The organism is Mycobacterium sp. IS-836 (assembly GCF_001954275.1).
Lineage (GTDB): Bacteria > Actinomycetota > Actinomycetes > Mycobacteriales > Mycobacteriaceae > Mycobacterium.
Genome location: NZ_MBEU01000009.1, coordinates 42,180 through 59,903, shown reverse-complemented (window position 1 = coordinate 59,903; position 17,724 = coordinate 42,180). Strand labels below are relative to the sequence as shown.

Sequence of the window (17,724 nt, the reverse complement as noted above, 5' to 3'; positions counted from 1 at the left end):
CTAAAACCTACGCCAGATTTTGGAACTTTCCGCCAAAGCCGCGCGGGCCCGCGGGGATGGCCAACCCGGGCTTAGGCCACGCCGGGGTCGGACGTCTGCTCCGGGGCGGCCTGCACGTCGTCGATCCGGTACTGGCGGGCGGCCGCGACCGGCACCGACGGGTCGATCTCCCCGTCGCGGGCCAACGCCTCCAGCACGGCTACCACCTGGGATTCCGCATCGGTGTTGAAGTAGCGCCGCGCCGCGGGCCGGGTGTCGGAGAAGCCGAACCCGTCGGTGCCCAGCGTGACGTAGGTGCCGGGCACCCACGGGCGGATCTGCTCGGGGACCGCGCGCATCCAGTCCGATACGGCGATCACCGGTCCGACGGCCCCGTTGAGGGCCTTGGTCAGATAGGGGACACCGGCGGGCTGGTCGGGGTGGCGCAGCCGCGCCGTCTCGACGGCCACGCCGTCGCGGTTCAATTCGCCCCAGCTGGTCACCGACCACACGTCGGCGGCAACGTCCCACTCGGCGGCCAGCATCTCGGCGGCTTGCAGCGCTGATGGCATCGCCACGCCCGACGCGAGGATCTGCGCCTTGTTCGTGCGTTGCTCGGTGGCCGCGCGGTAGCGGTAGATGCCGCGCAGCACGCCTTCGGGGTCGAAGTTCTCCGGCTCCGGCGGCTGCACGTAGGGCTCGTTGTAGACGGTGATGTAGAAGAACACGTTCTCCGGGTTCTGGCCGAACATCCGGGCCAGCCCGCTTTCCACGATGTAGGCGATTTCGTAGGCGAACGCCGGGTCGTAGGCCACGACCGCCGGATTGGTGGCCGCCAGCAGCAGCGAGTGGCCGTCGGCATGCTGCAGGCCCTCGCCGGTCAGCGTCGTCCGGCCGGCGGTGGCCCCGAGCAGGAAGCCGCGCGCCATCTGGTCGGCCGCGGCCCACAGGCCGTCGCCGGTGCGCTGAAACCCGAACATCGAATAGAAGATGTAGATCGGGATCATCGGCTCGTTGTGCGTTGCATACGAGGTACCGGCCGCGGTGAACGACGCGGCCGAGCCTGCCTCGTTGATGCCCTCGTGCAGGATCTGGCCGACTTCACTTTCCTTGTACGCCAACATCAATTCGGCGTCGACGGCGGTGTAGAGCTGACCGAGGCGGTTGTAGATCTTCAACGACGGGAACCACGAGTCCATGCCGAACGTGCGCGCCTCGTCGGGGATGATCGGTACGATGCGGGGCCCAATCTCCTTGTCGCGCAACACTTCCTTGAAGGTGCGCACCGTGGCCATGGTGGTGGCCACCTCCTGCTGGCCGGAACCCTTCTTCAGGGCCTTGTAGGTGTCGCGGCCCGGTAGGGCCAGCGCCTTGGCCTTGGTGCGCCGCTCGGGCACGAAGCCACCCAGCGCGCGGCGCCGGTCGAGCAGGTAGCGGATCTCGGGGGCCTCGGGACCCGGGTGATAGTACGGGGGCAGATAGGGGTCCGCCTCCAGCTGGGCGTCGCCGATCGGGATCCGGATGGCGTCGCGGAAGTCCTTGAGATCTTGCAGCGCAAGCTTTTTCATCTGGTGTGTCGCGTTGCGGCCCTGGAAGTGCGCGCCCAGTGAATAGCCCTTGATGGTCTTGGCCAGGATCACCGTCGGCTGGCCTTTGTGGTCGACGGCGGCCCGGTAAGCCGCGTAGACCTTGCGGTAGTCGTGACCACCGCGCTTGAGGTTCCAGATCTCGGAATCGGTCATGTGCTCGACGAGCGCCTTGGTGCGCGGATCACGACCGAAGAAGTGGTCTCGTACGTAGGCCCCGTCGTTGGCCTTGTAGGTCTGGTAGTCGCCGTCGGGTGTGGTGTTCATCAGGTTGACCAGTGCGCCGTCCTTGTCGGCGTGCAGCAGTGCGTCCCACTCGCGGCCCCATACCACCTTGATGACGTTCCAGCCCGCGCCCCGGAAGAACGACTCCAGTTCCTGGATGATCTTGCCGTTGCCGCGCACCGGGCCGTCGAGGCGCTGCAGGTTGCAGTTGATGACGAAGGTCAGGTTGTCCAGTGCCTCCAGCGCCGCGACGTGGGCCAGCCCACGGCTCTCCGGCTCGTCCATCTCGCCGTCGCCGAGGAACGCCCACACGTGTTGGTCGGAGGTGTCCTTGATGCCCCGGTCGTGCAGGTAGTGGTTGAACCGGGCCTGATAGATCGCGTTCATCGGGCCCAGCCCCATCGACACCGTCGGGAACTCCCAGAAGTCGGGCATCAGCCGCGGGTGCGGGTAGGACGGCAGGCCGCCGCCGGGATGGCTGTGCTCCTGGCGGAAGCCGTCGAGCTGGTCGGCGGTCAGCCGGCCCTCCAGGAAGGCGCGGGCGTAGATGCCCGGCGACGCGTGGCCCTGGATGAACACGTGGTCCCCGCCGCCGGGGTGGGCCTTGCCGCGGAAGAAGTGGTTGAACCCGACCTCGTAGAGCGCCGCCGACGAGGCGTACGTCGAGATGTGGCCGCCCACGCCGACGCCCGGTCGCTGCGCGCGGTGCACCATGATCGCCGCGTTCCACCTGATCCAGGCCCGATAGCGGCGCTCGACGTCCTCGTCGCCGGGGAACCACGGCTCCAGTTCGGTGGGGATCGTGTTGACGTAGTCGGTGGAGGTCAGCGCCGGGATCGCGACCCGCTGCTCACCGGCGCGTTCCAGCAGGCGCAGCATCAGATACCGGGCGCGGGCCGGCCCGGAGCGTTCGAGCATTTCGTCGAACGATTCGAGCCATTCGCTGGTCTCCTCGGCGTCGATGTCGGGCAGATACGACGCGACGCCCTCGCGGATCACCCGCACCCGATCGGATTCGTTTGGGTTGCTTGAGTTTTGGGCCAGATCGTGGCGCGCGAACTCGGTGGTCAACTTCCGCTCCTTGGTTGGCGGGTCGTCTGCCCGCGGTTTCGCCTTCTATCGTGCCGCACCGGCCTCCCGGGCGGGTAGCCGCGGTGCGCCGCAGGCGGCGGGAACGGCCACCCGGTAACGTCTAGCTGTGCTCATCGGATGGCGTGCCGTCCTTACGGGGGAAGCCGTAAAGCGAGGCGCTCTGGCGCTCGGCTGTGTCGCGGTGGTCGTGATGGGCATCGTGGGCTGTACCACCGTCACCAACGGCACGGCAACGCCCGACACGAAGGTGGCCCCCGCTTACCGGCAGTCGGTGTCCGCCTCGGTGTCCGCGTCGGCGGCGACGTCCAGCATCCGGGAAACCCAGCGGCAGCAATCCCTGACGACGCGGGCGGTTCGCACCTCGTGCGACTCGCTGGCCACCACCAGCAGCGCCGCGATCGACAAGGTGAATGCCTTTGTCGGGGCGTTCAATGCGGGTCGCAACACCGGTCCGACCGAAGGCCCGGCCATCGACGCGCTCAACGACAGCGCCTCGACGGTGGCCAACAGCTTCAGCGATGCGCTGTCGACGCAGATGAAGGACGCGTTCAACGCGTACATCGACGCCGCCCGCGGGGTCGCGAACGCCATTGGCACGCACGCGCCGACGGGCGAGTTCAACAAGCGGGTCAATCAGCTCAACGACACGAAGACCAAGGCACTCAAGCTTTGCCTGGCGTCGTTCTGACACGCGTTACGAGGCACGGGTATGGACCGCGTTCCGGCTGTGCGACGATAATCCCCATCGCACGGCGCACATGGCAAAAGGAGGCTCCACGGTGGTCGCGGCGGATGACGCCCCGAGCTACGCTCGCAAGCTGGGCATCCAACGGGACCAAGTCGTCCAGGAGTGGGGCTGGGACGAAGACACCGACGACGACATTCGTGCCGCGGTCGAGGAAGCCTGTGGCAGTGACCTGCTCGACGAAGACACCGACGAGGTGGTCGACGTCGTCCTGCTGTGGTGGCGAGATGGGGACGGCGATCTGGTGGACACCCTGATGGACGCGATCAGCCCGCTGGCTGAGGACGGCGTGATCTGGGTGCTGACACCTAAGACGGGCAAGCCCGGTCACGTCCTGCCGGCCGAGATTGCCGAGGCGGCCCCCACCGCCGGCCTGATGCCGACTTCGTCAGTCAATCTCGGCGACTGGAGCGCCAGCCGGTTGGTTCAGCCGAAGTCGCGGGCCGGGAAGCGTTGATGCTGCCGGTCGGAACGCCCGCCCCGGACTTCACCTTGCGCGACCAGAATCAGCAGCGCGTCACCCTGAGCTCCTACCGCGGCGCCAAGAACGTCCTGTTGGTGTTCTTCCCGCTGGCATTCACCGGGATCTGCCAGGGTGAACTCGACTTGCTGCGTGATCACTTGCCCGTTTTCGAAAACGAGGACAGCGCGGTGCTGGCGATCTCGGTGGGCCCGCCGCCGACGCACAAGATTTGGTCCCTCGAGAGCGGTTTCACGTTTCCCGTGCTGTCGGATTTCTGGCCGCACGGCGAGGTCAGCCAGGCCTACGGCGTATTCAACGACGCCGCCGGATACTCCAATCGCGGCACCTTCGTCGTCGATCGGTCGGGAATCATCCAGTTCGCCGAGATGAAGGAGCCGGGCGAGGCCCGGGACCAGAAGCTGTGGACCGACGCGCTGGCGGCGCTCAAGGCCTGATCGTTTTGGCTGCTTAGGCTGTTGACGTGTAGCCTGCGGCGGACCCCCTGGGTTTCAAGGGCGCGTAGCTCAGTGGTAGAGCTCTGGTTTTACACACCAGCGGTCGGCGGTTCGATACCGTCCGCGCCCACCGGCGTTTGGCGAGCGTGCGGCACTATGAACGGGTGAAGCCGTTTCGCATCGACGTTTCCGATGATGTTCTCGACGATCTGCGATCCCGTTTGGCGCGCACCCGGTGGCCCGAAGCCGAGTGCGTGGACGACTGGAGCCAGGGCATCCCGCTGGCCTACACCCGCGAGCTCGCCGGCTACTGGGCCAACGAATACGACTGGCGGTCGCGCGAGGCCGCGCTCAACCGCTTCGACCAGTTCGTCACCGAGATCGACGGGCTGGACATCCATTTCATCCACCAACGGTCCCCGCACGAGGACGCCTTTCCGTTGGTGATCACGCACGGGTGGCCGGGCTCAATTGTGGAGTTTCACAAGGTGATTGAGCCGCTGACGAATCCGGCGTCGGGACGCACCGAGGACGCCTTTCACGTTGTCTGCCCGTCACTTCCGGGATACGGGTTCTCGGGTAAGCCCACCCGCACCGGGTGGGGTGTGGAGAAGATCGCCGCGGCGTGGGAGACGCTGATGGGCACCCTCGGCTACGACCGCTACGGCGCGCAGGGCGGCGACTGGGGTGCGGCCGTCACGAATCAGATCGGCCGAAACGGCGGCCACTGCGTGGCCATTCACCTCAACATGCCGCTCGGAAGGCCCACGGCCGAAGCGATGGCGAACCCCACCGAGGAGGAGAAGGCGGCGATGGCCGCCCTGGCCGAGCACCGCAAGTGGGGCACCGGCTATTCCAAGCAGCAGTCCACCCGGCCGCAGACGCTGGGCTACGGGCTGGTCGATTCGCCGGCGGGGCAGCTGGCGTGGATCGTCGAGAAGTTCTGGGCCTGGTCGGATTGCGACGGGCATCCGGAGAACGCGTTCAGCCGCGACGAGCTACTCGACAACGTGATGGTGTACTGGGTTACCGAAACCGCCGCGTCCTCGGCGCGGCTGTATTGGGAGAGCTTTCGGGTCTGGGGGCAAATAGACCGGGTCGAATTGCCAACCGGCGTAGCGGCTTTCCCGCACGAGCTGCTCAAGGCGCCGCGGAGCTGGTGCGAGCCGGTCTACAACATCACCCACTGGACCGACATGCCGCGCGGCGGGCATTTCGCAGCGTTCGAACAACCGGAGCTGTTCGTCGACGACCTGCGCGCGTTCTTTGCGACGGTGCGCTGACGGGTTACCCCGGAAGCGCGAAGAATTCCAACGCGATGCCGTCGGGGTCGCGGAAACTCAGGCCCGAGCCGTACTCCGCGTCCACGATGCCGCCGTGCTCGATCCCGAGCTCGTCCAGCCGCTTGACCCAGTCCTCGAGCTCGGCGCGATTGGCGCAGCCGAAGGCGACATGGTCGAGGCCGACGCGATGTTCGCTGAACTTCTCGTCGGGGGCCGGGCGGTCGTGCTGGTGGAGGCCGAACCCCGTGCCGCCGTCGAGCAACCACACCTGATGCCGGTAGCCGGCGTCGTCGTGCTCGTCGGTGAGGGGGTCGGAGCCGAGAAGGCGGCGGTACCAGGGACTGCTTACTTCGAGGTCGCGCACCGTGACCGCGACGTGGTTGAGTGCGGGGAAGGCCATGCGCCGACTCTAGTCCTAGACGATGCGCCGGCCGCGACGTGCGCGAGATCGCATGTCCCGCAAGTAGAGCTGGTAGCCGAAGATCCACGCCCGGTGCGGAATCAATCGGTCGGCCAGCCGTAGGGCTGCCAGTAGCCATTCGAATCGGCGCTGCTGGCCCTCCGACCAGTCCAGCTTCATCATCGCCCGAAACTCGGGGGCCAGAAATCCCGTCGTCGCGAACAGATTGAGTGGCCCCGCCAGCGCCCGCACCGGCCAGGGCAGGAAGGCCATCGACGCCACCCCGCGCAGATGCTCGCGCACCGGCGGGTCGATGCGCAGTTCGTCGAGCGAGCGTTTCCAGTACTCGTCGAACGCGACCCGGTCCGGAGGCCACATGCGCTCGGGCACCTGCAGCGTGGTGCCCAGCCGCTTGGCGTCGCGGTAGACGGTGTCGGCGGTGGCGTCGTCGAGCCGGCCGTGCAGAAACTCGTGCTGGTCGATGAAATAGCGGTACAGACACGCCGCCACCCACAGCTGCAACTTGGGGTCAAACGCGTTGTAGGACACCGGGCTTGACGGCGTCGACCGCACTTGCCGGTGTGCGACGTCGACGGCGCCGCGGATCAGCGCCCGGTCGGACTCGGTACCAATGGTCGCCACCGCCAGGTAGGTGCCGGTGGTGCGGGCCCGCTTGAACGGATGCTTGTAGACGTTGCCGCTGTCCACCGGGCTTTCCAGCACGCCGTAACCGACGCCCGGCAGGGCCAGCTGCATGATCACATTGGCGGCCGGTAACAGCATCGCCGCCGGATTCAGTAGGTCGGCGATCCGGGTCGCGGGCCGCTTCATCGCGGAACTCGCCTCATGCAATCGAGTAGACCACGTGTGAGACGCTGCGGGAATGGTTGCGATTCGGACCCGCGTCGCCGGCGTGCTGGCCGGCTACCTGGCCGACCTCGCGCTGAGCGACCCGCAGCGGCGGCATCCGGTCGCGCTGTTCGGCACGGCGGCCGCGCGGGTGGAGCGCCTCACCTACCGCGACGCCAAGCTCGCGGGCGCGCTGCACGTGGGCCTGATGGTCGGCGCCGCAACGCTGCTCGGCGCGACGGTCGAGAGGGCCGCGGTGCGCCTGGGCGGGCCGTGGCCGATCGCCGCCACCGCCGCGGCGACCTGGATATCGCTGGGCGGAACGTCGTTGGCGCGCACCGGCACGGCGATGTCGCGGCTGCTGGAACGCGACGATCTCGAGGGCGCGCGACGGTTGTTGCCGTCGCTGTGCGGGCGCGATCCGGCGGCGCTGGACGGCCCGGGTCTGACGCGCGCGGCGCTGGAATCGGTCGCGGAAAACACGTCCGACGCCGAGGTGGCGCCGCTGCTGTGGGCGACGGCGGGCGGCGTGCCCGCGGTGCTGGCCTACCGCGCCGTCAACACCTTGGATTCGATGATCGGCCACCGCTCCCCGCGCTATATCCGGTTCGGTTGGGCCGCAGCGCGATTGGACGATGTTGCCAACTACGTCGCTGCTCGGGTGACCGCCGCGCTGGTGGCGTTGTGCGCGCCGCTGGTCAGCGGGTCGACGGCGGGTGCGCTGCGGGCCTGGCGCCGCGACGCGGCCCGTCATCCCAGCCCCAACGCCGGCGTGGTCGAGGCGTCGTTCGCCGGGGCGCTGCGCGCGCGGCTCGGCGGGCCCACCCAGTACCGCCATGAGCTGCAGATACGTCCCACCCTGGGCGACGGCCCGCAGCCTACGGTCGCCGACCTGCGGCGCGCGGTGACCCTGTCTCGGGCAGTGCAGACGGTCGCCGCCCTACTCGGATGTCTGTTTTGGGCATCGAGTGTGCATCAGCGGCGTCGAATGTGTACGTAGGGCGCCCTCGGCGCACACTGAAAGTGTTTAGCGCCGGCGGCCGTAGCGGTCGGCGAGTTTTTCCTCGACGGTCGTGGGGCTGTCGGAGCTTTCAGCGACGGGCGCCTGTTTTTCCGCGCGCCGGGCCCGGATCTCGGAATACGCGAAATATCCCAGCCCGATCGGCGCCAGGATGCCGAACAAAATCCATTGAATGCCGTACGACAGAAACGGCCCGGCGTCCAGGCGCGGCACGCCGACCACGCCGAGCCCGCCGGGTTGGTTGTCAACCAATTGCAGATACGAGCCGGCCAGCGGAACTTTGGTCAGGGCCGAAACCTGTTGGGTATTAATCGAATACACCTGCTCGAAGCCGTCTCTGGTGAAGGGGTCTTTGCCCTGCACCAGGGGCTCCGAATCGCGCAGGCGCGCCGTGATGGTCACGGTCTCCGCCGGCGGCCGCGGGATCGGCGGCACATGCGAACCCTCCTCGGGTCGCACATAGCCGCGATCCACCAGGACGGTGGGTCCGTCGTCGACGACGAAGGGCACCAGCACCTCGAATGCCTGCTCGGCCTCGACGACCCGCAGCCGGGCCAGCACCGCAACATCCGCCAGATAGTGGCCGGTTGCCGTCACCCTGCGCCATTGTGCATCCGGGGCCGACGAATCCTGTTGCGGTAACAATGTTTTCAACGGAACGGGGGCGGTGTTGAGGGAATACTCGATTTGGTGGTTTTCCCGCGACGTGCGGGTGTTCTTTCCCAGCTGCCACGGCGCGAGCACCATGAAGCACAGGTAGGTGAAGGCGATCACCACCAGGGCCAGCACAATCCAGCCGGGCCGCAGCAAGAACGCCAAGCGGGGCATCAACCATGCCCGCTTCGCGCCAGTTGCTCGTCGACCCACTCGTGCAGGCCGGGCAGGGCGGCTTCGATGACGGCAAAGACTTCTTCGAAGTCCGCGTGGTCGCCGTAATAGGGATCCTCCACGTCCGGCACATAGGCCCCCGAGCGCGGGTCGAACGACCGCAGCAGTCGGATCCGGCTCTCGTCGACTCCCAGCTGCTGCAGCATCCAGACGTGGTTGCGGCCCAGCGCCACCACCAGGTCGGCCGCCGAGTGGTCGGTGCCGAATTGCGCGGCGCAGTGATCGGTGGAATAGCCGTGCGCCCGCAGCACCCGGGAGGCTCGCTCGTCGGCGCAGCTGCCGATGTGCCAGTCGCCGGTGCCCGCGCTGGTCACCCGCACCGCGTCGCCCAGACCGCGTCGCCGCAGCTGCTCGGCGAACATCTTCTCCGCCATCGGAGAGCGGCAGATGTTGCCGGTGCAGACGAAGGTCACGTGCAGCGGTTTAGACACCCAACGCCCTCCGCAGCTCGGCGATGGTGGCGGCATGCGTCACTCCGACGGCGGGCGCGCCCGTTTCCGCGAAGTCGGCCCGCCCGTAGCCCCAGCCGACCACCACGGCGTCGATCCCGTGTGCGGCCGCCCCGTCCACGTCGTGGCTGCGGTCGCCGACCATCAGCACCCGATCGGGCAGCGGCCGCAGCTGCTCCAGCGCGTGCGCCAGCACCTCCTCCTTCGTCTTGCGGGATCCGTCGGGACTGGCACCGGCGATGACGTCGAAATACCGGTCGAGCTCGAAATGGGCGAGGATGCGCCGCGCCGTCGGTTCCAGCTTCGAGGTGGCCACCGCCAGCCGGACGCCGGCGGCGTGCAGATCGGCCAACAGGGTGGCAATCCCGTCGAACAGCGTGTTCATCGCCCAGCCCCGGGCGCCGTACTCGGCGCGGAAGGCCGCGATCGCCGCGTCGGCGTGCTCGCCGAGCTCCATCGCGTGGAACGTGTCGTCCATCGGCGGCCCGACGATCTGCGCGGCCAGGTCGCCCTCGGGCACCGGGGCGCCGATGTGGCTGAGCGCGTGCAGGAAGCTCGCGACGATCCCTTCGGCGGAGTCGGTGAGGGTGCCGTCGAGATCGAAGATCACCAGCTGCGGCGCCGCGTAATCGGCCGGGACTGTGCCTGTCACGTCACCATTGTCCTAGATAGGCATGCCGTGGTGTGACGGTGTTCCCGCCACGCTCCCGCGGCGGCGCACTAATGTTTCACTGATGGCGAGTCTGGATCCGAGCCCGCTTGGTGCCGGGCGCTACCACGGTGATCAGGCCGTCGCGCCGGGGATGCTGGATTTCGCCGTCAACGTTCGTCACGCGCAACCGCCGGAATGGCTGATACGGCGGCTTACAGCGCGGCTGCCGGATCTGGCGCGCTACCCCGGCATCGAGGACCTGCACGCGGCGCAAGACGCCGTCGCCGAGCGCCATGGCCGGGCCCGCGACGAGGTGCTGCCGCTGGCCGGTGCGGCGGAGGGGTTCGCGTTGCTGCCCAACCTGCGTCCGGCGCGGGCGGTGATCGTCGCGCCGTCGTTCACCGAGCCGGCGATGGCGCTGACCGCGGCCGGGGTGCCGGTGCATCACGTCGTGCTCGATCCGCCGTTCGGCTTGGATGGAGCATTCGTGCCCGACGATGCCGACCTGGTGGTGGTGGGCAATCCGACCAATCCCACCTCGGTGCTGCACACGCGCGAGCGGCTGCTGGCGTTGCGCCGGCCCGGGCGAATTCTGGTGATCGACGAGGCGTTCGCCGACTCGGTTCCGGGCGAGCCGGAATCGCTGGCCGGCGACGCGCTGCCCGACGTGGTGGTGCTGCGCAGCCTGACCAAGTCCTGGGCGCTGGCCGGATTGCGAGTGGGATACGCCGTCGGCCCACCGGAGGTGTTGGCGCGGCTGACCGCCCGGCGTGCGCACTGGCCGGTCGGCACGCTGCAGCTGACCGCCATTGCTGCCTGCTGCGCGGCGGAAGCCGTCGCCGACGCGACCGCCGATGCGCTGCGGCTGGCGCGGCTGCGTTCGCAGATGGTGGCCGGCCTGGCATCGGTGGGCGCCGAGGTGGTCGACGGCCGGGCGCCGTTCGTGCTGTTCCGTCGGCCGGATGCGGTCGCACTGCGAAAGCATCTGCACCACAAGGGGATTGCGATACGCCGCTGCGATACCTTCGTGGGCCTGGGCGAGGAGTATCTGCGGGCGGCGGTGCGTCCCGAATGGCCGCGGTTGGTCGAGACGATCGACGAGGTGCGGCCGTGAGCGTGCGGCTGGCCGATGTTATCGAGGTGCTGGACGAGGCCTACCCGCCGCGGCTTGCCCAGCCGTGGGATTCGGTCGGCCTGGTGTGCGGCGACCCCGACGAGGCGCTGGGCTCGGTGACCGTCGCGGTCGATGCCACGCGAGAGGTGGTCGACGAAGTTCCCGACGCCGGCCTGCTGCTGGCCCATCACCCGCTGCTGTTGCGCGGAGTCGACACGGTCGCGACCAGCACTCCGAAGGGGGCACTGCTGCACCGGCTGATCCGAAGCGGGCGTTCGCTGTTCACCGCGCACACCAATGCCGACTCGGCGTCACCGGGCGTGTCGGACGCGCTGGCCGACGCGCTTGGCCTGACCGTCGAGGGCGTGCTCGAGCCATTGTCGTTGACGGGGGATCTCGACAAGTGGGTCATCTACGTGCCGCGCGAGAACGCGGACGCGGTGCGGGCGGCGGTGTTCGACGCGGGCGCCGGCCACATCGGCGACTACTCGCACTGCAGCTGGAGCGTCAGCGGCATCGGGCAGTTCCTGCCGCACGACGGGGCGACACCCGCCGTGGGCAGCGTCGGCACCGTCGAGCGGGTGGACGAGGACCGGTTCGAGGTCGTCGCGCCCGCGCGTGCCCGCGCGGCGGTGCTGGCGGCGATGCGCGCCGCCCACCCGTACGAGGAGCCCGCGTTCGACATCTTCGCGCTGGTGCCCCCGCCCGGCGACGCCGGGTTGGGCCGCATCGGCACGCTGCCACAACCGGAACCGTTGCGCGCCTTCGTCTCCCGCGTCGCCGGGGCGCTGCCGCAGACGTCCTCGGGTGTGCGCGCCGCGGGGGACCCCGACATGGCGGTGACGCGGGTCGCAGTGTGCGGCGGCGCAGGAGACTCACTGTTGGCGACCGCGGCGGACGCGGGAGTGCAGGCCTATGTCACCGCCGACCTGCGGCATCATCCGGCCGACGAGCATCGCCGGGCCTCGGACGTCGCGCTGATCGACGTCGCGCATTGGGCCAGCGAATTCCCGTGGTGCGAGCAGGCCGCCGACTTGCTGCGGTCCCGTTTCGGTGCGGAGTTGCCGGTGCGGGTGAGCACCCTGCGCACCGACCCGTGGAATCTTGGGGGAGATGGTTCATGAAAGCCGAAGTAGCGCAGCAGCTTTCACTACTCGAGTTGTCGAAGCTGGACGCCGAGCTGTCCCGCATCGCGCACCGTGCGTCCCATCTGCCGCAGCGGGAGGCGTATGCGCGGATGCAGTCCGAGCACGACGCCGCCAGTGACCGGCTGGCCACTATGCGAATCGCGGTGGAGGACTTGGACGCCCAGGTCTCGCGGCTCGAGTCCGAGATCGACGCCGTACGCCAGCGCGAAGACCGCGACCGCGCATTGCTCAAGTCGGGTGCGGCCGACGCGAAGCAATTGTCGGATCTGCAGCACGAATTGGAGACCCTGGTGCGGCGCCAGACCAGCCTGGAGGATTCGCTGCTGGAAGTGATGGAGCGCCGCGAGGAGTTGCAGGCCCAGCTGGCCACCGAGCAGCGGGCGATCGAGGCGTTGCAGGCCGACCTGGTCAGCGTCCAGCGAGAACTGGATGCTGAGCTGGCCGAAATAGACGAGGCCCGCCAACAACATTCGTCGCGGCGCGACACGTTGACCGCGGCGCTGGACCCCGCACTGTCCGCGCTCTACGAGCGACAGCGCGCTGGGGGCGGGCCGGGTGCCGGGCCGTTGCTCGGTCACCGCTGCGGCGCCTGCCGGATCGAGATCGGGCGCGGTGAGCTGTCCCGCATCTCGGCCGCCGCCGAGGACGAACTGGTGCGGTGCCCGGAATGCGGTGCGATCCTGTTGCGGGTCAAGGGATTCGAGCAGTGAAAGTCGTCATCGAAGCCGACGGCGGGTCGCGTGGCAATCCCGGGCCGGCCGGATACGGCGCGGTGGTGCTGGCCGAAGACCGCTCCGCGGTGCTCGCCGAGACCAAGCAGGCCATCGGCCGGGCGACCAACAACGTCGCCGAATACCGGGCCCTGATAGCCGGTTTGGACGACGCCGCGAAGCTGGGGGCCACCGAGGCCGCCGTCTTTATGGATTCCAAGCTGGTGGTCGAACAGATGTCGGGGCGGTGGAAAGTCAAACATCCCGACCTTATCGAGCTGCACGCCCAGGCCCGAAAGCTGGCGACTCGGTTCGAACGGATCAGCTACACGTGGGTCCCGCGCGCCCGCAACACCCATGCGGACCGGTTGGCCAACGAGGCCATGGACGCCGCGGCCGGCATCGAATCCGAAGAGCCGACGCCGCCGGTTGTTGAACCCGCGAAAACCGTTACGGCCCAAGCTCCGACGGCGCCGGGATGGACCGGCGCCCGCGGCACCCCGACCCGCCTGCTGTTGTTGCGGCACGGGCAGACCGAGCTGTCGGTGGAGCGCCGATATTCGGGCCGGGGCAACCCGGCGCTGACCGAGGTGGGGCGGCAGCAGGCGCAGGCCGCGGCGCGATATTTGGCGGAGCGCGGCGGGATAGCCGCCGTGCTGTCGTCCCCGCTGCAACGCGCCTACGACACGGCGGCGACCGCCGCCAAGGCGCTGGGCCTGGATGTCACCGTCGACGACGATTTGATCGAGACCGACTTCGGGGCCTGGGAGGGGCTCACGTTCGCCGAGGCCTCCCAACATGATCCGGAGCTGCATCGGCGCTGGTTGCGTGACACCAGCACTCTGCCCCCAGATGGCGAGAGCTTCGACGGCGTGCTGGATCGGGTGTGCCGGGTGCGGGACCGGATCGTCGCGGCGCACGAGGGCGCGACGGTGCTAGTGGTGTCGCATGTGACGCCTATCAAGATGCTGCTGCGTCTCGCCCTGGACGCGGGGCCCAGCGTTTTGTATCGGCTGCACCTTGACCTGGCGTCGTTGAGCATCGCCGAGTTCTATTCCGATGGCGCATCTTCGGTGCGACTGGTGAACCAGACAGGTTATCTTTAGCGGGGCAACCATCCGGTTAAGGAGACATCGATGGAGCCGTCTCAGCCACCCGACGAACCCGTGCCCGCGGACCTCCGGGCGCGGGTGATGCCGGCGGTGCTCGACGAGATGGCCCGCTGGGGCGTCGAGCGCTTCAGCATCGAGGCTCTCGCCGAGCGTCACCACCTCGACGCGGCGATGATCTATCGCTACTGGGGCGATCGGCAACGACTGATCGTCGATATGGTTCTGGCCGATGTCGAGGGCTTGCGCGCGACGACGGATACCGGCTCGTTGCGCGGAGACCTGATGGCGCTGGCGCAGGCCATGACAACGCAGCTGAATACCGAGGTCGGCCGCACCTTCCTGCGGTCGCTGGTCATGGACCGTCGGGTACATCATGACGGGGATACCCGAGCGATGCTGTGGCGGGAACGTTTCGGCGTGGTACGTGCGGTCGTCGATCGCGCGAAGGAGCGGGGCGAGTTGCGCGGGGGAGTCAACACGCTCGCCGCTGTCCAGATGGTCCTTGCGCCGCTCTACATCGTTGCTCTCTACACCGATGACCCCATCGACGAGCGTTACAGTGCTGCCATTGCCGACACGGCATGGCATGGGCTGGCGCGCAAATAGCTACCTTTTAGCCGGCGTGAACTCGGCGGGCAGCGTCGCCGGCGATCGAAACGCCACCCCCACGACGCGTGGTGTCGGAGCGCTCGAATCGAGCCGCAGGTCCGGCAGCCGATCCAGCAGCGCGTTGATGGCCACAATCGCTTCCATCCGCGCCAGATGCATGCCCAGACACAGATGGGGGCCGCCGCCGAACGTCAGGTGCGCGATGTTCCTGCGGGTGGGATCGAATCGGTCCGGGTCCGGGTAGCGCGCCGGATCCCGATTGGCGGCCGCGACACTGACGCTCACGTGCGTGCCCGCCGGGATCGCGACCCCGCCCAGCTCGCAGTCCCGGATTGCCCGTCGCACCACCGTGGTGATCGGCGGCTCCCAGCGCAACGCTTCCTCGAAAGCGCCGCGGAGCATGCCGCGATCCGCCCGTAGCGCATCCATCAGCGCCGGCTGCGTGAGCAGCGCGACCAGTAGGTTGCCGGACGCCCGGTAGGTGGTCTCGACGCCCGCGGGCAGGATCAGCAGCAGGAACGCGAAGATCTCGTCGTCGGTGAGGCGCGCGCCGTCGATCTCCGACTCCGCCAGCGTGCTGATCAGGTCGTCCTGTGGGCGGCGCCGCCGCGCGGCGAGGACCTCCCCGAAATATGCCTTGAGCGAGGCAGATGCGGCGAGCCCGCGATCCCAGTCGTAGACCACGTTGAGCAACTCGATCGACAGTCGCTGGAATCGCAGGTAGTCCTCCCGCGGCAGGCCCATGATCCGCGCGATGACCTGGACGGGAAAAGCGAAGGTGAATTCGCGGGCCAGCTCGGCCCGCCCGCGCGGCGCGAACCGGTCGATCAGCTCGTGGACCACCACCTCCACCAGCTCGCTGCGCCATCGCTCCAGCAGCACCGTGCGGAACGACGGCGAGACCAGGGCCCGGCTGGCCCGATGCTCGGCTCCCTCGAGTTCGAGCAGGGTGCGGCCCATGACCGGGCCCATGATCTGGTCGTAGATGGACGACGAGAAGGTGCCGGGATGCGTGAGCACGGTCTGGCATTCGTCGTAGCCAAGCACGGTTACCCCGAGCTCGCCAACCTGCCCGGAACTGGTCTCCCCGAAGGGATTTCCGCACATCACGCGGTGCCGCTCACGGGCCTCGCGCAGCCGCTCGTGCACGTTTTCGACCTGCATGAGCAGCCCGGTTTGCAGCTCGGCCGGGTCGAATTCTTCGGTCACGTGGCTCATGAGGCCGTGACCGTCTCGGTGTCACGCCCGGAGCGCAGCACGGTGCCGGGCATGGCACCGGTGGCGGCGCCGTCGTGGCATACCTCGACACCGCCGACGAGCACCGAGCTGATGCCGTGGGCGTCGGCAACGAGCCGGGGCGCTCCCGAGGGCAGGTCGTAACGGGTGCGCTCGGGTCCGTGGTCGACGGTCGCGGGATCGAACATCACCAGGTCGGCGTGCCAGCCGGGCGCGATTCGGCCGCGTTCGGTCAGCCCGTAGAACCGGGCCGGCACGTCGGTGATCAACCGAACGGCTTCCTCGAGCGCCACCACCTGGTGTTCGCGGACGCCGCGGCCCAGCAGCGCCGTCGTGTAGATCGCCCCGCACATCATGTCCAGGTGGGCTCCGGCGTCCGAGCCGCCGATCACCGCACCCGGGTGTCGCCACACCTGGGCGCGCAAGCGCCAGTCCGCCCCGTCGTCGCCCGTCAGCGGCGGGCTGAGGCCGGTGCGAAGCTCGTCGGCGATCACGATGTCCAGCAACGTGTCGAACGGCTCACCACCACGAGCGACGGCCACCTCGCCGACGCTGCGACCCGTCGCGTCGGCGTTCTCGGGGGCGAACGTCTCGACGACGATCAGCCGATCCCATTGCGCCAGGCCGCGCAGCATGCCCGCCTCCTTCGACGCGGCGCCGTCGGCCAGGCGCCGGCGCACCTGCGGATCAGCAAGTGCGGCAAGGCGTTCCGGCACCGGCAGATGCATTGTGTCGCGCCAGCCCGGCAACCCGTCGAGCACGAAGCCGGACAGGAACGACAGCCGGATCTTCATCGCTTGGGGCAGCGTCAGCGCCACTACTCGGCCGCCGCGTTGAGCCGCGGCTTCGTAGGCGCGCAACTGTCTTTCGTGGCCGTCCGGGTTCGCCGCCGACACGCCCAGCAGGTTCCAGTTCAGCGGCCGGTCGGCGGCTTTCGACATGTCGGTGAGCAGCGCGATGTCGTCGTCGGTGAAGCCCGACAGGCAGCCGGCGATGATCGCCTCAAGGGTGGTCCCGGGATGGTCGCGCAGGCCGGCCGCCAGCGCCACCAGCTCGTCGCGCGACGCGCCACGCGACGGCACCGGCTGGCCCGCGCCGTCGTTGTGGGTAGGCGACTGGCTTGTGGACAGCCCGAGCGCGCCGGCGGCCAGCGCGTCGTGCAGCACCGCGACCATGTTCTCGATCTGCTCGGGCGTGGCCTCGCCGCCGACGGCGTCGTCACCCATCGCCGCCAGCCGCAGCGCCGAGTGACCGACCAGAAAGCCGGCGTTGATGGCGATGCGTCCGTCGAGGCGACCGAGCCAGTCGCCGAAAGATGCCCAGCCCCAGTCGAGCCCCGCCCGGAGCGCGTCCAGCGGCATCCCCTCCACCCGCGCGAGCATGCGGGTGAGGTAGTCGTGTTGGTCGGATGCCGCGGGCGCCAGCGTGAATCCGCAGTTGCCGCCGAAGACCGTGGTGACCCCGTGCTGCACCGACGGGCTCGCGGTCGGGTCCCAGAACAGCTGTGCGTCGTAGTGGGTGTGCAGGTCGACGAAGCCCGGCGCGAGCGTCTGCCCTTGGGCGGCAACGGTTTTCGCTGCCAGATCGTCGACCTCACCGACGGCGACGATCCGCCCGTTGCGGACGCCGACGTCGCCGTGGCGGGCCGGTGCGCCGGTGCCGTCGACGATCTCGGCGTCGCGAATCAACAAGTCGAGCATTGGGGCCT

The 17,724-nt window shown here is 68.7% G+C and carries 18 protein-coding genes and 1 tRNA gene; 11 read left to right on the top strand and 8 right to left on the bottom strand.

Features of this window, described 5'->3' with window-relative positions:
* Window positions 1–71: 71 nt before the first annotated feature.
* Complete coding sequence (gene aceE, locus A5747_RS03570; protein WP_076122288.1) at window positions 72–2,861, bottom strand: pyruvate dehydrogenase (acetyl-transferring), homodimeric type; 2,790 nt, start codon at window positions 2,859–2,861, stop codon at window positions 72–74.
* Between the two features lie 127 nt (window positions 2,862–2,988).
* Here aceE and A5747_RS03565 point away from each other — a divergent pair, with 127 nt between their 5' ends.
* From A5747_RS03565 to A5747_RS03545, 5 genes are all read left to right on the top strand, one after another.
* Window positions 2,989–3,570, top strand: a complete 582-nt coding sequence (locus A5747_RS03565) for a hypothetical protein (RefSeq protein WP_076122287.1) — start codon at window positions 2,989–2,991, stop codon at window positions 3,568–3,570.
* A gap of 91 nt (window positions 3,571–3,661) precedes the next feature.
* Window positions 3,662–4,084 (top strand): DUF3052 domain-containing protein, encoded by a 423-nt coding sequence (locus A5747_RS03560; protein WP_076061181.1) that lies wholly within the window; start codon window positions 3,662–3,664, stop codon window positions 4,082–4,084.
* Window positions 4,084–4,545 (top strand): peroxiredoxin, encoded by a 462-nt coding sequence (locus A5747_RS03555; RefSeq protein ID WP_076122286.1) that lies wholly within the window; start codon window positions 4,084–4,086, stop codon window positions 4,543–4,545. The genes A5747_RS03560 and A5747_RS03555 overlap by 1 nt, the downstream gene beginning before the upstream one ends.
* A 58-nt stretch (window positions 4,546–4,603) precedes the next feature.
* A tRNA-Val gene (locus A5747_RS03550) sits at window positions 4,604–4,675 on the top strand.
* Window positions 4,676–4,709: 34 nt separating this feature from the next.
* Window positions 4,710–5,828, top strand: a complete 1,119-nt coding sequence (locus tag A5747_RS03545) for an epoxide hydrolase family protein (protein WP_076122426.1) — start codon at window positions 4,710–4,712, stop codon at window positions 5,826–5,828.
* A gap of 4 nt (window positions 5,829–5,832) precedes the next feature.
* Here A5747_RS03545 and A5747_RS03540 read toward each other — a convergent pair whose 3' ends face one another.
* The gene (locus tag A5747_RS03540) at window positions 5,833–6,228 is read right to left on the bottom strand and encodes a VOC family protein (RefSeq protein WP_076122285.1); all 396 of its coding nucleotides are present in this window, start codon (window positions 6,226–6,228) and stop codon (window positions 5,833–5,835) included.
* 15 nt (window positions 6,229–6,243) lie between these two features.
* Complete coding sequence (locus tag A5747_RS03535; protein ID WP_076122284.1) at window positions 6,244–7,059, bottom strand: oxygenase MpaB family protein; 816 nt, start codon at window positions 7,057–7,059, stop codon at window positions 6,244–6,246.
* A 52-nt stretch (window positions 7,060–7,111) separates the two neighbouring features.
* Here A5747_RS03535 and A5747_RS03530 point away from each other — a divergent pair, with 52 nt between their 5' ends.
* Window positions 7,112–8,077 (top strand): cobalamin biosynthesis protein, encoded by a 966-nt coding sequence (locus A5747_RS03530; protein ID WP_076122283.1) that lies wholly within the window; start codon window positions 7,112–7,114, stop codon window positions 8,075–8,077.
* Window positions 8,078–8,104: 27 nt separating this feature from the next.
* Here A5747_RS03530 and A5747_RS03525 read toward each other — a convergent pair whose 3' ends face one another.
* Genes A5747_RS03525 through A5747_RS03515 form a run of 3 tightly spaced genes read right to left on the bottom strand, consistent with a single transcriptional unit; the run spans window position 8,105 to window position 10,087 of the window.
* Entirely contained in the window at window positions 8,105–8,926 is an 822-nt protein-coding gene (locus A5747_RS03525; RefSeq protein WP_076122282.1) for an SURF1 family protein, read from the bottom strand.
* Window positions 8,926–9,417: a low molecular weight protein-tyrosine-phosphatase gene (locus A5747_RS03520; protein WP_142245440.1), complete on the bottom strand. Its 492-nt coding sequence runs from the start codon at window positions 9,415–9,417 to the stop codon at window positions 8,926–8,928. The genes A5747_RS03525 and A5747_RS03520 overlap by 1 nt, the downstream gene beginning before the upstream one ends.
* Entirely contained in the window at window positions 9,410–10,087 is a 678-nt protein-coding gene (locus A5747_RS03515) for an HAD-IA family hydrolase (RefSeq protein WP_198938121.1), read from the bottom strand. Before A5747_RS03515 ends, A5747_RS03520 begins: the two co-directional genes overlap by 8 nt.
* An 82-nt stretch (window positions 10,088–10,169) precedes the next feature.
* Here A5747_RS03515 and cobC point away from each other — a divergent pair, with 82 nt between their 5' ends.
* Genes cobC through A5747_RS03490 form a run of 5 tightly spaced genes read left to right on the top strand, consistent with a single transcriptional unit; the run spans window position 10,170 to window position 14,777 of the window.
* Complete coding sequence (gene cobC / locus A5747_RS03510; protein WP_076122280.1) at window positions 10,170–11,201, top strand: Rv2231c family pyridoxal phosphate-dependent protein CobC; 1,032 nt, start codon at window positions 10,170–10,172, stop codon at window positions 11,199–11,201.
* Window positions 11,198–12,325, top strand: a complete 1,128-nt coding sequence (locus tag A5747_RS03505) for a Nif3-like dinuclear metal center hexameric protein (RefSeq protein ID WP_076122279.1) — start codon at window positions 11,198–11,200, stop codon at window positions 12,323–12,325. The genes cobC and A5747_RS03505 overlap by 4 nt, the downstream gene beginning before the upstream one ends.
* Window positions 12,322–13,059: a zinc ribbon domain-containing protein gene (locus tag A5747_RS03500; RefSeq protein WP_076122278.1), complete on the top strand. Its 738-nt coding sequence runs from the start codon at window positions 12,322–12,324 to the stop codon at window positions 13,057–13,059. The genes A5747_RS03505 and A5747_RS03500 overlap by 4 nt, the downstream gene beginning before the upstream one ends.
* Window positions 13,056–14,165, top strand: a complete 1,110-nt coding sequence (locus A5747_RS03495) for a bifunctional RNase H/acid phosphatase (protein WP_076122277.1) — start codon at window positions 13,056–13,058, stop codon at window positions 14,163–14,165. The genes A5747_RS03500 and A5747_RS03495 overlap by 4 nt, the downstream gene beginning before the upstream one ends.
* 30 nt (window positions 14,166–14,195) lie before the next feature.
* Entirely contained in the window at window positions 14,196–14,777 is a 582-nt protein-coding gene (locus tag A5747_RS03490; protein ID WP_076122276.1) for a TetR-like C-terminal domain-containing protein, read from the top strand.
* On the opposite strand, the gene A5747_RS03485 is transcribed toward A5747_RS03490, so the two are convergent.
* Together A5747_RS03485 and A5747_RS03480 are read right to left on the bottom strand one after the other, a co-directional pair.
* Window positions 14,778–15,998, bottom strand: coding sequence for a cytochrome P450 (locus tag A5747_RS03485; RefSeq protein WP_076122275.1), 1,221 nt, complete (start codon window positions 15,996–15,998; stop codon window positions 14,778–14,780). It lies immediately after the preceding gene.
* Window positions 15,995–17,716: an amidohydrolase family protein gene (locus A5747_RS03480; RefSeq protein ID WP_076122274.1), complete on the bottom strand. Its 1,722-nt coding sequence runs from the start codon at window positions 17,714–17,716 to the stop codon at window positions 15,995–15,997. The genes A5747_RS03485 and A5747_RS03480 overlap by 4 nt, the downstream gene beginning before the upstream one ends.
* Between the last annotated feature and the right edge of the window lie 8 nt (window positions 17,717–17,724).